Raw genomic sequence first — 13,914 nt, 5'->3', positions numbered from 1 at the left:
GGGACATCCCGCGCGTTTTTTTGTTTTTGGATATTTGTACAGAGAAGAAGCAGGGCGCGGCGCGGTTTTGGACCTGCGGTGGATCAGGATTTTGGTCCGGTTCGTTGGAACAGGTCATCGCTGATCTGTTTGAGGCGGGCGTGGGTGTCCGGCGAGAAGAGGTCTGCGCCGCGCGTTGCATGGTCAATCGCCCGGGCCGCCGTGAACAGGGCGCCTGCTGTGCGGCAGGTTTTGACGATGGTTTCGGTGATGCGCCGGGGCGAGGGTGAGGGTGGGGGCGTTTGGGACAGCGCGGCGAGCGCCTTGTCAACCGATGCCAGTTGCCAGAGCAGATCGCCGCGATGGTTGTCGTGATCGCGCAAAGCGCGTTTGATCAGATCGCGCCCGAGCTGGAGTTCGCCGCGGGCGATGCCGAGGCATTCCGAATATGTTTCCACTGGCGGCATCGCGATGACTCCTGAATTGTATACCGTTGTATGCTGACTGATGCGCAGGAGGTCAAGATCGGCTTCGCCGGGTCAAGAAGGGCGCGACCTGAGGATGGTTGATCTGGGTCAACGCGCGGGTGTAAGAGATATTCCAGAAGTGTGATGTATCTTTTCAGACGGAGGACGCGCGATGTCCGATTCTGTTCATATGGCCCCGGAAGAGGCGCGTCTGGCGCATTTTCCGGTGACGTTTTTTGCAACCGTCATGGGGCTGGCGGGGTTGACACTGGCGCTGCATCTCTCTGCCGAGCGGTTTGGCATGGGGGCGGGGCTTGCGCAGGTTGCGCTCTGGCTGACGGTTACGGATTTTCTCGCCGTAGCAGGGATTTACGGGGTGAAGTTTCTGCAGCACAGGGCGGCGGTGACGGCGGAATGGGGGCATCCGGTGAAGATGGCCTTCTTCCCGGCCATGTCGATTTCGCTGATGCTGATCGGCACGGCGCTGCGCGCGGAATTCGAGGCGGTGGCGCGGGTGGTCTGGCTCATTGGGGCGGGCCTGCAGATCGTTTTGTTCCTGAGCGTCATGTCCGGCTGGATCGGGCGGCGCAGCTTTCAGCCGATGCATATCTCGCCCGCGTGGTTCATTCCGGCGGTGGGCAACGTGGTGGCCCCGATTGCGGGGGTGCCGCTGGGGTTTGTCGAGCTGAGCTGGCTGTTCTTTGCCACCGGCCTGACGTTCTGGATCGTGCTGCTCACTTTGGTGATGAACCGGTTGATTTTCCACGATCCCTTGCCGGGGCGGCTCTATCCGACGCTGGTGATCCTGATCGCGCCGCCTGCGGTGGGTTTCCTTGCCTGGCTGTCGCTCAATGGCGGGGTTCTGGATGCCTTTGCCCGGGTGCTGTTTTATGCGGCGGTGAGTTTTGCCGGGGTTGTCCTGATGCAGGTGCCGGCGCTGATGCGGTTGCCGTTTGCGCTGTCGTGGTGGGCGCTGAGCTTTCCGGTGGCGGCGCTGACCGTGGCGACGCTGCGGTTTGGCGCGTTGGCCGGGTCCGGTGCGCATGATCTGGCGGGCGGGGCTTTGCTGGCCTTGCTGGTGGCGCTGGTGGCCGGGTTGATCTGGCGTACCGGGCTGGGCGCGGCCCGGGGTGAGATTTGCAGGCCGGAGTAAGCCTGCGCCCGGTCAGCTCAGGGCGCTGACGTCGATTTCCGGGGTCCAGGTGCCCGCGAGATGACGCGCCAGATGGAAGGCGGCGAGGGCGTCGTCCGGGTTGGCGGCGATCAGCGCCACGAGCCGCGCGCGCGCCTCCGGATCGCCCGCCTGCAACCCCTCCAGGGCCTCGGCATAGTGGGTGAGCGCCTCGGGAGAGGCGGCCTCGGGCGGCAGGGGCTCAAAGCTGCGCAGGGGCGCATCGCGGCCACGCAGGCGCAGCGCGCCGATCTGGCGTCCGGTGAAATCGGGATAGGCGGCCACGGTGGTTTCAGACACGCAGATGCGTGTGCCCAGCACCTTGTTGGCCCCTTCGAGCCGGGAGGCGATGTTCACGGCGCTGCCGTAGGCGGCATAGTCGAAATACATGTCACCGCCGAAATTGCCGAGGATCGCCTCGCCCGTGTGCACGCCGATGCGGGTTTTGCCCAAAGGCACGCCGGAGGCCTCCTGTCTGGCGCGGAAGTCTTCGCAAAAGGCATCAATGGCCAGTGCGCACTGGGTGGCGGCGCGGGCGTGATCGTCGAGATCGAAGGGCGCGCCAAAGACCGCATGCACCCCGTCGCCGATGATCTTGAGCATGGTGCCGCCGTGGTCAAAGACGCAGCGGGTGATGCCGTCGAGATAGCCGTTCAATAGGTCGATGACAGGCTGCGGCTCGGCGCGCTCCACCAGCGGCAGAAAGTTCTCCAGATCGGTGAAGAGGAAGGTGCTTGTGCGGCGTTCTGAGGCCGGGGAATAGGCGGTGCCGCTGGCAGTCAGCTGGTGGATGACGGCGGGGGCAAAGTAGCGGGCGAGGGTGGCCTCGGCGGCGCGGGCGCGGGTGGTCTCTTCCTGCAACTGGTGCAGCTGATCGCGGTGCGACAGGCATTTTTGCAAAGTGGCCGAGAGGTCGTCGAACTCGATGGGTTTGGTCAGGAAGTCAAAGGCTCCGCCGTTCATCGCGGCGCGGATGTTGGGCATGTCGCCATAGGCGGAGACCATGACCACCGCCGGCGGCTCGGCGCTCTGGACCAGCTCGGACAGGAAACTCAACCCGTCCATGCGCGGCATGTTGATGTCGGAGAAGACCACGTCGATGGGGGCATCGCTGGCGAGTTTCTCCAGCGCTTCGACCCCGTCGCGGGCAAAGCGGATGTCATAGGTGCCGGCCTTGATCTCGCGGCGGAATTTCTGGCGGATCAGGCTTTCGATGTCGGGTTCATCATCGACCACGAGAATGCGCGGAGGGGTGTTCGTCATAGGTGTCAGGCCGCGATCAGATCGTTGAGGTAATCCTTGAGCAGGGCGAAATCGATCGGCTTGGAAAACACGCGATCAGCGCCGCGGGCGCGGGCTTCGGCCAGCGTTTCGTCATCGTCATAGGCGGTGACCATGGAGATTGTCAGGCTCGGGCGCAGGGGGCGCAGGCGGGCGACCAGTTCCAGCCCGGACATGCCGGGCATGTTCACATCCGAGAGCACCAGAACCACGCTTGGCGGCTCGTCCTCGTCCATCAGGCTCAGCGCGTCGCGCCCGGAGGTGGCAAAGGACAGCTCGAAGCGGCCTTTCTTCAGGTCCCGGCGGAGCTGCTGGCGGAACAGCGGCTCCATGTCCGGCTCGTCATCGACGACGAGAATTCTGACGGGGGTCATGGTCACGAGGTGGGTTCCTTGTTCGCGCCGGGCGGGGTGTCTTCCCGTCCTGTCAGGGGCAGGGTGATGACAAACCGTGCGCCGCTGCCGGGCGTGCTGGTCACGACAATGTCGCCGCCGTGCTGGGTGACGACGATGTCGTAAGAGATGGACAGGCCAAGGCCGGTGCCTTCGCCCGCCGGTTTGGTGGTGTAAAACGGGGTGAAGATCTGTTCGATCACGCTTTTGCTCATGCCGGGGCCGTTGTCTTCGATGATCACTTCAAGCGTTCCGGTGCCGGTGTCGCGGGTGCTGACGTGGATCACCGGGGCGTAGTCCGGCTCGCCCGAGGTCCGGCGGGCGTGGGTGGCATACATGCCGTTGGAGAGGATGTTGATGAAGACCCGGCTGAGATCCTGCGGGAAACAGGGCACCGGCGGCAGGCCATCGGCCAGTTCAGAGATCATCTCGATGTTGAAGCCGTCGATTTCGGCGCGGGCGGAGTGGAAAGACAACTTCAGCGCCTCATCGACGATGGCATTGATGTTGGCGTCCTGCAGGGTGGTCGGGCCGGAGCGCGAGTGCAGCAGCATGTTGCGCACAATGCTGTCGGCGCGGCGGCCGTGTTCCTGGATCTTGTGCAGGTTGCCGGACACCGTTTCGACAAGCTCGATGGCGTCTTCGGCCTGCTCGGCCTCGATCTTGTCCGCGCAGGCCTGCACGATGTCCGTCAGCTCTTCCAGCAGTTCCTCGGAGAGCGAGGAGAAGTTGTTGACGAAGTTCAGCGGGTTCTTGATCTCATGGGCGATCCCGGCGGTGAGCTGGCCAAGGCTGGCCATTTTCTCCGATTGCACCAGCCGGTCCTGCGTGCGTTGCAGGCTGTTGAGCGCGTTGCGCGCATCATCGCGGGCGCGCAGGATCTCACGCTCGCGCGCCTTCAGCGTGTCGATGGCATTCTTGAGTTCCTCGGTGCGATCCTCGACGAGGGTTTCAAGGTTGTCCTGAATGCGGCGCAGTTCCGCTTCGTCAGATTTCTGTTTTTGTTGCAGGGTGTTGTAGGCCCCGGCGAGATTGCCGATCTCGTCCCCGGTGGTCACTTCCACGGGGATGTAGCGGCTGGTTTCCTGCGCCGCATCAATCGCCTTGCCAAAGCGCACCAGCGGCTGACGCACCGCGTATTGCAGCGCCACAAGCGCCGAAACCGTCAGCGCCAGCGCCATGAAGGCGGTCAGCAAAATGGCGTTCTGCACCTGTTGCTGTGCCGCGGAGTCGAGCCTGCCTTGGGTATAATGCAGCGCAATATCCCCGATCAGAAGCGGCTCCGGCTGGTCCTTCACGCGAAAGATCTGAGCCGTCTGTGCGCGCACCGCATCACCGCTTGTCAGGCCGATACGCCCCAACGGTTCGCCGCGCTCGTCGCGCACCGTGATGCCGATGAGGTCCGGGTCATTGACGATGGCCTCGAGGATCAGGTCGATCTGGGTCTGGTTGAAATTCCACACCGGCCCGGAAATCGCGTCGCCCTGGATCTCTGCCAGTTTCGAGATGCGATCATCGAGCGCCTGCGCCGCGCCGGAGCGGCGTTCGCGTTCGATCAGCGCAAAGGTTGTCATGGTGACCACCAGCGTGAGCGGCACCGCAATGGCGAGAAACTTCAGGGTCAGGGATGCATTGGACCAGATCCCGATCCTGCTCTTGCTCATGCCTGCCGTGCCCCGCCTGTTCGCTCTGCCGTTTGCCTTGGTATACCCGCAAGACGGGCATTGATGGCAAGAATTTCCTGCATACCGGCATAGCTGGAAGTTGACCAACGGTAAATGTCGCTTCACTAATGGTTAAAAAATCAACCTTTCAGGGAGTGAGGGAATGGCAGTTCATCCAGATTCGCCCGGGTCGTTCAACATTGCGATGTTTTGCGGACCGTATCAGGACAATGGCGCCGCGCCGTGGTACGCGCCGCTGTCCGTGGGCACATCGGACAATCCGCAGGTGCAGTATTTCGCGCTGGACACGGGGACCAACATGGATTGGGTGACCTCGACGCTGTGCAACACAGAAGCCTGCCTGATGCATCCGCGCTTTGATCCGGGCCTGTCCAGCACCTACCAACAGGACGACGAGGGCAAGGTTGTCGATCTGGATTACGGCCCCTGGGGCAGCCTGCAGGCCAAGATCGGCACTGATGTGGTGAACCTGCCCGGCGGTCTGTCGCAGAGCCTGACCTTCGGCGTGGCGGTGTCCTACAGCGGCCCGCAGTTCGAAGAAATCGACTGGAGCGCCTGCCTCGCCCTGCCTGCGCAGGGAGAGATGCAGCAAGGCTTCACCAACATGATGCAGGCGATGCTGGACGAAGGCGCGGTTGATCCGAACAAGGCCTGGGTCTGCTTCGACTGGAACCGCGAGACCAAACAGGGCAGTTGCCTGATCGGCGATGTGGACTGGAGCGGGATTGATACATCGCAGTTCATCGCCCTTCCGTTCGACAGTTACACGCCGATCCCGTCGGTGGATTACATCTGGACCACGGCCGGTGCGACGGTGAGCATCGGTGATCTGACGTTGGACGATGTGTTCTTCTGCCTCGACAGCGGCTCTTCCCGGTTCAAGGGCGGGCCGGACACGATCGACAAGATCAAGGCGAACCTGGGCGGCAATACCAACACACTGACGATCAAGGTCGGCAATGCTCTGGGCGCGGAGAGCGGCACGCTGGTGGTCCCGCCGGAGCTTTACATGCGCACCATCGAAGAGGGCGAAAACGCGGGCGAGACCCTGCCGCAGTTCGCGGTGCTGGGAGAGTTGCCGCAATTGCTGCTGGTGGGCTCGGTGATCATGGATTATCTCTACACGGTCTATGTCTATGATTACGTTGAAGTAAATGGCGAGATGAAAGCGCAGGGCGTGGGCGTGGTGATCTTCAACAAGATCGGCAGCCCGGCGGTGATCCAGAACGACAACGCGGTCACGCCGATCAAGGGGTCGGACGATCTGCGCGCGGTCTTTGATGAATTGACAGGAAAAGGGGCAGGGGCATGAGCGCTGTGGCAAACGCAATCGATGGGGTCTGGTACAACGTCTACAACTCCAAGATGACGCTGGCCTCCGATCCGCAGACCGGCATGATCCTCGGCACCTACGCCTCCACCACGGGCAGTTCGGGCACCTACCAGGTGCTGGGCTACACCCAGCCCTCCAGCGCCGCGCCGGTTGCCGGATCGGACGGCTTCACGGTGAGCCTGAACATCGGCTGGCATTCGCTGGATGGCGGGCAGGGCGATCCCAGCTGGTCCTGCGTGAGCGGGTTGGCAGGGCAATACGTGATGGATGCGGACGGCAACACGGTGCTCAACCTGATCCACCAGTTTGTTGCGCCCAACCCGGTACCGCTCGGCGGTACGCAACAATTCCAGACCGGCATCAGCAGCGACAAGCTGGTCTACACGCGCACCCCGCCGGGCGCGGCAGACAGCGGGGCCGAAACCCAGCCCTGCAAACCGGATCTCGCGGATGTGCCTGCACAAACATGGACCTGCACCGAAGACCCCTCGATCAGCTTCACCCAGAACCAGCCTTTCGAAGGTCTCTTCGGCGGCAGCTACACCGCCAACGGCGTCACCAGCAGCCTGCTCGGCCAATATGACAAGGCCTACCCCGGCGATGGCGCACTCTACCAAAGCTACACGCTCTCAACCCTGAACACCGATCCCACCACCGGCAATCCCGAAACAATCACGCTCGCAGGCTGGATCGACCCTGCCTCCGGCGCGCTCAAGGTGCTGGAAATGCGGTCCTGCGGCACCACATGGGCGGCGCGCTACGCTGGCGTGCGAACCCGGGGGCTAACCTTCACGCCGGGCTGACCCACCCGGTTTCTTTGGGCCAAAAATACCTCGGGGGAGTCCGCAGGACGGGGGCTGGCCCCCAACAAGAATTTTGCCCCGGCAAAATTTTCTCCCCGTCCAAACTCACTCCACGGTCGGAATTTCCAGCCCGTACTGCTGATAAAGCTCTGCCAGCCGACCGGAGCGGGCCAGTGCGCGGGTGCCGTCCTCGTAGACCGCGCGCAGGGTGTTGCCGCGCGGGGTGTCGGGGAAGAGCATATAGAGCTGCGTCGAGGCGATGGTGCTGATCACCCAGTCGTCCGGGTTGATGTCAAACCGCGTGTCCGAGGCATTGGCCACATCGAGGTTCGCCTCACCGGTGCTGCGGAATTTCTCCAGCGGCAGGCGCAGGTCCACATAGGCATCCACCCGCCCGGAGACCAGCAGCTTCGCCGCCTGGCTGCGGCTGTCGACCTCGTTGAGGTCCTCGCCCAGCGTGGTGCTGACCTGCGGCGCGGTGGCGACGCGCAGGGATTTGAGGTGCTCCGGGCTGGTCAGGTCCAGCCCGCTGTCCGCGCGGTACATGGCGGCAAAGGTGGTCTCGTAGATCGGCACATTGGCAAAGTTGCGATCATCCGGGCGAAAGCCACCGGTCAGATCCGCCTCGCCGCGCTCGACCAGCGCCACGGCGCGGTTCATCGGCACGGTCCGGCGCTCAACGGTGATGCCCGCCGCGCCGAATATCTCGGCCAGCAGTTCGTTGTAGATGCCGCTCCCGTCCGCATTTGTGAAGCCGGTCCATTCCGGCGTGGCATGCAGGACCGATGTGATCTTGTCCTCTGCCAGACCGCTGCCCGCCCAACCGGCGAAAACCATGAACCCCACCGCGATCAGCTTGCGCATGGATGTGCCCTCTCTTCCTGTCCCCATGTATTTGATAGGGCAGGGGCGGAAGTTTCGCCACAAAGCTCAACCCCCGGATGTGCAGAATGTCGAGAAGTGCTCAGGTCAGGACCAGATCCGCGGCGCGCGATCCGGCGGTCACGCAGCGGGCGTTTGGCAGGTCATTGGACTCCGCCTTGGCGCGGGCGGTGCTCATGTCATAGCCAAAGCCGATCCAGCGCGAGATCAGACGCCGCTCCAGCTCGACCAGCGGCACATCGAGGAACACAGTCATGTCCCAGAGCGGGGCGAGGGCGGTCCAGGGCGGCTCGTCCAGCAGCAGGTAGTTGCCCTCTACCACCACAAAGCGCGTGTCCCGCTGGATTTCCGTGGCGGCGGCGATGGCGATTTCGCGGGAGCGATCAAACACCGGCAAAAAAACCTGATCCCCGGCGCGCACCCGGTGCAGCGCCGCCTCCAGCCCGCCGAAGTCGAAGGTTTCCGGCGCGCCCTTGCGCGCGAGCAGCCCTTTGCTTTCCAGCAGCCGGTTGTCGAGGTGGAACCCGTCCATGGGCATCATCACGGCTGCCATGCCTGCCGCATTCAGAAGAGCGACAACGGTTTCGGCCAGCGTGGATTTCCCGGAGCCCGGAGCACCGGCGATGGCGACAAGGGTCCGGCCCTGCCGCGCCGGGAGCGCGGCGATTTCCTTGGTCAGACGGTCGGCGTTTTTCTGGATCGACATGAGGCCTCTGGCGTTGGCGCAGGAGCCTGATCTTAGAGCCTGCGTGCACCCCTTGCAAAGCCTTGCTCTTTTAGGCTGCGGCGGTGGTCCGCCTTCTCGCCCATGGCGGGCTGCGGATGCAGGCAACCTGCCCGAATCCCAAGCCGAATCAGAACCCGATGCCGAAAAAATCGACACGATCAGCTCTGTTCGCGGACAATGCGGCATTGTTAAGAAAGGTGTTTTTTCCGGTTAACGTAACGTAAGTTCATGGTATAACAGAGAGAATTTGATTGGTTCGGGCTTGGAAACGCAGCTTTTCGCATTTTGAAACCGCAAAAGCCTGCGCATTTGCGCCTTTAACGTGTTTAATCAACGTAAGATTGCAGTTTTGAATGGTTTTTAGCGTTTCGACGCGCGCCCCGTTTTCCTGCGCGCCCAATTCGGCGCAGTGATGCGCGGTTCTAACCCCCAAGGAGGCACGATGCCCCCGGTTGATCCTCTGGCGCCCTACAGCGGCGCGGACATTGATGGCGCCTTTGCGCTGACGGTCACCCTGCGCGTTGACGATCTGTCCGGATCGGCGTGGCAGACGGTGTTTGACTTCGGCACGGCGACCGGGGCGAACACGGTCAGCCTCATGCAGGTCGGAAACAGCGCGGATCTGTTGCTTTACATCTTTCAAGACGGGCAGGCGTATCGGCTGGTGGCCAACGATGCCCTGGTCGAAGGCGCGGAGCAGGCGTTCTCCGTAGGCGTCGACGCGGGCGGGCGCATGTGGATCGAAAGCGGCGGCACGCTGCTGGCCGAAGGGCCGGGGGCGGTGCCGCTGGATGTGCCACGCGATGTGCAACTGGTCGGGATGACCGATTGGGCCGGGGGCTCGGCATTGGATGGGGAGATCCTGTCCTTTGATCTGGTGAACGAAGGCGACGTGCCGGATGATCCACCACCGCCCCCTCCGCCACCACCGCCGCCGGATCCGGTTGAGCCGCCAGAGCCAGAGCCTGTGCCCGATCCGGTGGATCCCCCGGACCCCGGTACACCGGGCGTGACGGGTGGGGTCTTTGCGATAACCGCCACGGCGCGGTTCGATGACATTCAGGGCGGCTCGTGGCAGCGCGTCTATGATTTCGGTGATGGTCCGGCGAGCAACAACATCCTGTTTGGTCAGGTGGAGAACACCTCTGACATGATGCTGGAGTTCTGGCAGGACGGCGTGGCCTACCGCGTGGTCGCCGAGGGCGCCATTGTGGAAGGCGAAGAGGCAGAGTGGGTGTCCGGCGTGGATGCGCATGGCGTGATGTACATCGAAAAGGATGGCGTCCGGCTGGCCGAAGCGCAGGGCATCGTGCCGGAAGAGGCCGTGCGGCAGGGGATGCTCGTCGGCGAAAGCAACTGGCCCGAGGACTCGCCGCTGATTGGCGCGGTTCTGGACATCAGCGTGGCCACCGCCCCGCCGCCGGAAGAACCCGAAGAGCCGGAAGATCCGGAGGATCCTGAAGACCCGGAGGAGCCGGAAGATCCAGAGGACCCCGAAGAGCCGGAAGATCCAGAAGACCCGGAGGAGCCGGAAGATCCTGAGGATCCGGAAGAGCCGGAGGACCCTACAGCGCCCGGCCCGATCGGCACCGGCGGCGAGATGTTCATCGTGGCTCATCAGGATGACGATCTGCTCTTCATGAATCCAACGCTGCTGGCGCAGATTGAATCCGGCGAGGCGGTGACAACCGTCTACCAGACCGCTGGCGATGCGGGCGAGGACGAGGCGTATTGGTCCGCGCGCGAAGCGGGGATGAAGGCGGCCTATGCCAATATGGCCGGGGTCGAGAACGCCTGGATCGACGAGACGGTCGAGGTCTCGCAGGACGGGCAGACCTATGCGCTGGCCAGTTCCTACCTCGAAGACGCGCCGCAGGTGCGGCTCTATTTCCTGCGCACGCCCGATGGCTTTGGCGATGGCAGCGGCTCGGAGGCGCAGGACGGGCAGAGCCTGCAAAAGCTCTGGGAAGGCACCATCCCCGAGGTCACCACGGTGGACGGGGCCGCGACCTATACCGCCGAGGACATGACCGCGCTGACCGCCGGGCTGATGGCGCTGCACCAGCCTGACCACATCCACATTCAGGATTTCGACTCGCCGCACACGGATCTGGAACACTCCGATCACGTCTTTGGCGCGCATTTCGCGGTGGAGGCGGCGGAGAGCTATGCGGCGGATTTCACCCTGACCAGCTACACCGGCTATGCCACCTGGGGTTTCGAGGAAAACGTCGAGGGCGACACGCTGGACGCGGTGCGCTCGGCGTTCCTTGAGTATGCCTCCTATGACTACAAGGTCTTTGCCCCGGACGGCACGCTGATCGACGCCTACCGCGAATGGATGATGCGCGAATATGTGCAGTCGGAAACCGTCTATGAACAGGCTGCGGAGCCGGCGTCTGCGTTTCAGCACATGTTGACAGACGGGATCCTGGACGCGCTGGAGGCAGAGTATCTGGAGGCTGAAGAGGATGAGGCGGAGGAAGACGACGCGGCGTTTGCCTGATCGGCTCGGCTGGGTGCGGCGCAGGCTCACGTTACGTAAGCGTGCGCGGCTCTTGACGATATATCCGAATTTTAAAAAAACCTTCGAATGTATGTTATTTTGGGGGTGTATATGAAATCTGCAATTCTGACCATGGGCCTGGCTCTGCTGGCTCCGGCGGCACAGGCGCTCACGGCGTCGAACTTTTCCTTTGCACATGGCACGACAATCGGTGGGACCACGACGGTGGATCGGGTGGGCGTGACGCTCACCACGACCGGTTTCGCGGCGCATGGGACAACAAGCATCTGGAATGGGCCGACAGCCGCCAATGAATGGGCGACGGTTTCGTTCACGTTTGATACGGCCATCACGGAGTTCACCATTGATGTGTCTTACATCAATCTTGGTGAATACATCGACCGATTCACAATCGACGGCGTCACGCGTAGCAGTATCGCTGACCCGGACAGCGTGACAGGAGATCTGTCGGGGCCCGGGCTTTTAGGAGTGAGCACCACAAGAAGAGACGATCTCGGTGCCGGTACCATGATTTGGACCGGGAGCAGCTTTACATCGCTGTCTTTTGAAGTGCTCTATACGAGCGGCGACGGAACGTATTTCCCGGGCGCACTGCTTCTGAACAGCTTTGCCCTGACCAATGCCATTCCGGCCCCGCCGCCGGACCCTGAACACACCGCGCCGGTGCCGCTGCCCGCAAGCGCGGGCCTGCTTTTCGCCGGGCTGGGTGGCCTCGCGGCGCTGCGCCGTCGCAAGCGCGGCTGATCAAGAACAGAACGAAAGGCGCGGCAGGGCAGGGCTTGCCGCGTCAGGCCGTGGCGGGGGCGGTGTTTTCGGTCATGGCAGCATAGACCTGGGTCAGGGCGTCGCGCGCGCCGTGCCGGGCCAGATCGGTCAGCGAAATGACCCCGACGATATAGCCAAGCGCATCGCAGACCGGCAGGCGGCGCAGCTTGTGCCGGACCATCGTGGCGGCCAGCTCGGCCAGCGGCGTTTCAGGATCAACGAACTGCACCGGCTGCGTGGCCACGGCAGAGACCCGCGCAAAGGTGTCGAGCGTGGCATGGGTCATGCCCCGCACAAGGATGTCCCGGTCCGTGACAACGCCGCTGATCCAGCCATCGCGCACCAGCGGCAGAAAGCCGATGTGATGTTGCCGCATCAGGCTGATCGCCTCTGAAATGGCGGCGTCATGCCTGACTTTGATGACCCGAGAGGTCATGATGTCCTTGGCCTGCATTGCGGGCGTCCCTTTTTCTGACAGCGGTCTCAATGAACCGGGCGATGGAGCGTAGCTAAGGCCCGCGCCCGGCCCGGACATGGGGAAAACCGGTCGTAAACACGCACCCGTGCGTTGTAAAACAGTGACGCTGCGTCAGATTACGTAAACTTGCCGAGTCCGCAGGGTTCAGACCCGCGCGCCTTGTGGAATGCGGCGCGGGGCGGCGTTGAGCGTGTCCTTGGCGAAGCCCGCCGCGGCCTTGTATTTCGCCATGAACTCGGCGCGCTCGGCGGCGGGGATAACCGCATCGATGTCGTCGAACAGGCCGCCGCAGCGCGTGTCCACCATGTTCAAAAGGCCAAAGGGACCCGCGCCGCGATTGCGCAGGATCAGGTCCGACACCGGCCCGCAGAGCGCGGCGTCATAGGCGGCAAGGGCGGCGGGGGTCACGCCATGCTCCAGCATCGCCGCACCAATGGTGCGCGCGTCGATCACCGCCTGCGATGCGCCGTTGGAGCCGGTGGGATACATGGCATGGGCCGCGTCGCCCATCAGCGCAACCGGCCCGTCCACCCATGTGGGCACCGGATCGCGGTCGATCATCGGGTTTTCATAGGCGATTTCCGCCCCGCGCAGCATCTGGGGCACGTCCAGCCAGTCATAGCGGAAGGCGTCGAAATGGTGGGCAAAGCTGTCGATCTCCACCGGGCGGAACCAGCCGGTCTTTTCCCAGCCGCTGGTGTCGTCGAGCGTGTATTCCGCAATCCAGTTGATCTGGGCGAGACCCTCCGCATCAGGATGCGAGATCGGGTAGATCACCATGCGGTGGCGGTGCGTGCCAAGCCCGACAAAGCTGGAGCCGGTGCGGATGGGCTTCGCCCGCGTTGTGCCCCGCCACATCAGCGCGCCGCCCCAGTGGATGGGGGGCTGATCGGGATGCATCTGGGCGCGGATCGGGGAGTGAATGCCCATGCCGTCAATCAAGAGCGTGCCGCTGTGCTGAACCGGCCCCTGTTCGGTCTGCATCTGCGCCGTCACCGTACCATCGCTGTTTTTGACATAGCCGGTGACACGGTGCCCGAGGTGGATGTTCTCTGCGCCGATGCGGTCCGAAAGCACGCGATACAGCAGCATGTGAAAGCCGCCGCGATGCACCGCGTATTGCGGCCAGTTGTACCCGGCCTCCGTGCCGCGCGGCTCTGCGTGAATGTCATTGCCATTCAGCCCGACCAGCGCCCATTCCCGCGCCGGGACACCCACCGTATCAAGCTGCTCTGCGGTAATGCCCAGATCGAACAGTTCGCGCACCGCGTTGGGTTGCAGATTGATCCCGACCCCAAGCGGCTTGAGATCACGCACGCTTTCAAAGACCGAAACCGGCACGCCGATCTGGTGCAGCGTGAGCGCGGTTGCAAGCCCGCCAATGCCGCCTCCGGCAATCAAAACGCGTGGCTGTGTCATGGGAT

The 13,914-nt window shown here is 63.3% G+C and carries 13 protein-coding genes; 5 read left to right on the top strand and 8 right to left on the bottom strand.

Annotation, left to right across the window (positions count from 1 at the left end; genetic code table 11):
- Window positions 1–83 precede the first annotated feature (83 nt).
- Window positions 84–446, bottom strand: a complete 363-nt coding sequence (locus E4662_RS06000; RefSeq protein ID WP_136440581.1) for a hypothetical protein — start codon at window positions 444–446, stop codon at window positions 84–86.
- Window positions 447–618: 172 nt separating this feature from the next.
- On the opposite strand from E4662_RS06000, the gene E4662_RS05995 reads away from it, so the two are divergent.
- A complete protein-coding gene (locus E4662_RS05995; RefSeq protein WP_136440579.1) occupies window positions 619–1,599 on the top strand; it encodes an SLAC1 anion channel family protein in 981 nt (326 codons plus the stop codon).
- Window positions 1,600–1,611: 12 nt separating this feature from the next.
- Here the strand turns inward: E4662_RS05995 and E4662_RS05990 are convergent, their stop codons facing one another.
- Genes E4662_RS05990 through E4662_RS05980 form a run of 3 tightly spaced genes read right to left on the bottom strand, consistent with a single transcriptional unit; the run spans window position 1,612 to window position 4,954 of the window.
- Window positions 1,612–2,880 carry an adenylate/guanylate cyclase domain-containing protein gene (locus E4662_RS05990; RefSeq protein ID WP_136440577.1) on the bottom strand — a complete coding sequence of 423 codons (1,269 nt, stop codon included), beginning with the start codon at window positions 2,878–2,880 and terminating at the stop codon, window positions 1,612–1,614.
- A 5-nt stretch (window positions 2,881–2,885) separates the two neighbouring features.
- Entirely contained in the window at window positions 2,886–3,272 is a 387-nt protein-coding gene (locus E4662_RS05985; protein WP_136441034.1) for a response regulator, read from the bottom strand.
- Between the two features lie 2 nt (window positions 3,273–3,274).
- Entirely contained in the window at window positions 3,275–4,954 is a 1,680-nt protein-coding gene (locus E4662_RS05980) for a sensor histidine kinase (protein ID WP_136440575.1), read from the bottom strand.
- A 163-nt stretch (window positions 4,955–5,117) separates the two neighbouring features.
- Between E4662_RS05980 and E4662_RS05975 the strand changes: the two genes are divergently transcribed.
- Window positions 5,118–6,287, top strand: coding sequence for a pepsin-like aspartic protease (locus tag E4662_RS05975; RefSeq protein ID WP_136440574.1), 1,170 nt, complete (start codon window positions 5,118–5,120; stop codon window positions 6,285–6,287).
- Entirely contained in the window at window positions 6,284–7,111 is an 828-nt protein-coding gene (locus tag E4662_RS05970; protein ID WP_136440572.1) for an avidin/streptavidin family protein, read from the top strand. The genes E4662_RS05975 and E4662_RS05970 overlap by 4 nt, the downstream gene beginning before the upstream one ends.
- A gap of 105 nt (window positions 7,112–7,216) precedes the next feature.
- Here the strand turns inward: E4662_RS05970 and E4662_RS05965 are convergent, their stop codons facing one another.
- Together E4662_RS05965 and E4662_RS05960 are read right to left on the bottom strand one after the other, a co-directional pair.
- Window positions 7,217–7,975, bottom strand: a complete 759-nt coding sequence (locus tag E4662_RS05965) for a substrate-binding periplasmic protein (RefSeq protein WP_168797907.1) — start codon at window positions 7,973–7,975, stop codon at window positions 7,217–7,219.
- Between the two features lie 100 nt (window positions 7,976–8,075).
- Window positions 8,076–8,699, bottom strand: a complete 624-nt coding sequence (locus E4662_RS05960) for a nucleoside triphosphate hydrolase (RefSeq protein WP_136440568.1) — start codon at window positions 8,697–8,699, stop codon at window positions 8,076–8,078.
- 463 nt (window positions 8,700–9,162) lie between these two features.
- On the opposite strand from E4662_RS05960, the gene E4662_RS24215 reads away from it, so the two are divergent.
- Window positions 9,163–11,226 carry a PIG-L family deacetylase gene (locus E4662_RS24215; RefSeq protein ID WP_206080259.1) on the top strand — a complete coding sequence of 688 codons (2,064 nt, stop codon included), beginning with the start codon at window positions 9,163–9,165 and terminating at the stop codon, window positions 11,224–11,226.
- Window positions 11,227–11,337: 111 nt separating this feature from the next.
- Window positions 11,338–11,991: a VPLPA-CTERM sorting domain-containing protein gene (locus E4662_RS05940; protein ID WP_136440561.1), complete on the top strand. Its 654-nt coding sequence runs from the start codon at window positions 11,338–11,340 to the stop codon at window positions 11,989–11,991.
- 43 nt (window positions 11,992–12,034) lie between these two features.
- Here E4662_RS05940 and E4662_RS05935 read toward each other — a convergent pair whose 3' ends face one another.
- Both E4662_RS05935 and E4662_RS05930 read right to left on the bottom strand, forming a co-directional pair.
- On the bottom strand, window positions 12,035–12,466 hold the full coding sequence (locus E4662_RS05935; RefSeq protein WP_168797906.1) for a CBS domain-containing protein: 432 nt from the start codon (window positions 12,464–12,466) through the stop codon (window positions 12,035–12,037).
- A gap of 168 nt (window positions 12,467–12,634) precedes the next feature.
- Complete coding sequence (locus E4662_RS05930) at window positions 12,635–13,909, bottom strand: flavin-dependent oxidoreductase (RefSeq protein ID WP_136440557.1); 1,275 nt, start codon at window positions 13,907–13,909, stop codon at window positions 12,635–12,637.
- Window positions 13,910–13,914 lie beyond the last annotated feature (5 nt).

This window comes from Pacificoceanicola onchidii, from assembly GCF_004804335.1.
GTDB classification, from domain to species: Bacteria; Pseudomonadota; Alphaproteobacteria; order Rhodobacterales; family Rhodobacteraceae; genus Pacificoceanicola; species Pacificoceanicola onchidii.
This window is presented reverse-complemented; position numbering and strand designations above follow the sequence as displayed.

Bases quoted from the DNA above. Each gene is read 5' to 3' on its own strand.
- E4662_RS05980 (WP_136440575.1), bottom strand. From the start codon at position 4,954: ATGAGCAAGAGCAGGATCGGGATCTGGTCCAATGCATCCCTGACCCTG.
- E4662_RS05990 (WP_136440577.1), bottom strand. From the start codon at position 2,880: ATGACGAACACCCCTCCGCGCATTCTCGTGGTCGATGATGAACCCGAC.
- E4662_RS05940 (WP_136440561.1), top strand. From the start codon at position 11,338: ATGAAATCTGCAATTCTGACCATGGGCCTGGCTCTGCTGGCTCCGGCG.
- E4662_RS05935 (WP_168797906.1), bottom strand. From the start codon at position 12,466: ATGCAGGCCAAGGACATCATGACCTCTCGGGTCATCAAAGTCAGGCAT.
- E4662_RS05930 (WP_136440557.1), bottom strand. From the start codon at position 13,909: ATGACACAGCCACGCGTTTTGATTGCCGGAGGCGGCATTGGCGGGCTT.
- E4662_RS05960 (WP_136440568.1), bottom strand. From the start codon at position 8,699: ATGTCGATCCAGAAAAACGCCGACCGTCTGACCAAGGAAATCGCCGCG.
- E4662_RS06000 (WP_136440581.1), bottom strand. From the start codon at position 446: ATGCCGCCAGTGGAAACATATTCGGAATGCCTCGGCATCGCCCGCGGC.
- E4662_RS24215 (WP_206080259.1), top strand. From the start codon at position 9,163: ATGCCCCCGGTTGATCCTCTGGCGCCCTACAGCGGCGCGGACATTGAT.
- E4662_RS05975 (WP_136440574.1), top strand. From the start codon at position 5,118: ATGGCAGTTCATCCAGATTCGCCCGGGTCGTTCAACATTGCGATGTTT.
- E4662_RS05970 (WP_136440572.1), top strand. From the start codon at position 6,284: ATGAGCGCTGTGGCAAACGCAATCGATGGGGTCTGGTACAACGTCTAC.
- E4662_RS05995 (WP_136440579.1), top strand. From the start codon at position 619: ATGTCCGATTCTGTTCATATGGCCCCGGAAGAGGCGCGTCTGGCGCAT.
- E4662_RS05985 (WP_136441034.1), bottom strand. From the start codon at position 3,272: ATGACCCCCGTCAGAATTCTCGTCGTCGATGACGAGCCGGACATGGAG.
- E4662_RS05965 (WP_168797907.1), bottom strand. From the start codon at position 7,975: ATGCGCAAGCTGATCGCGGTGGGGTTCATGGTTTTCGCCGGTTGGGCG.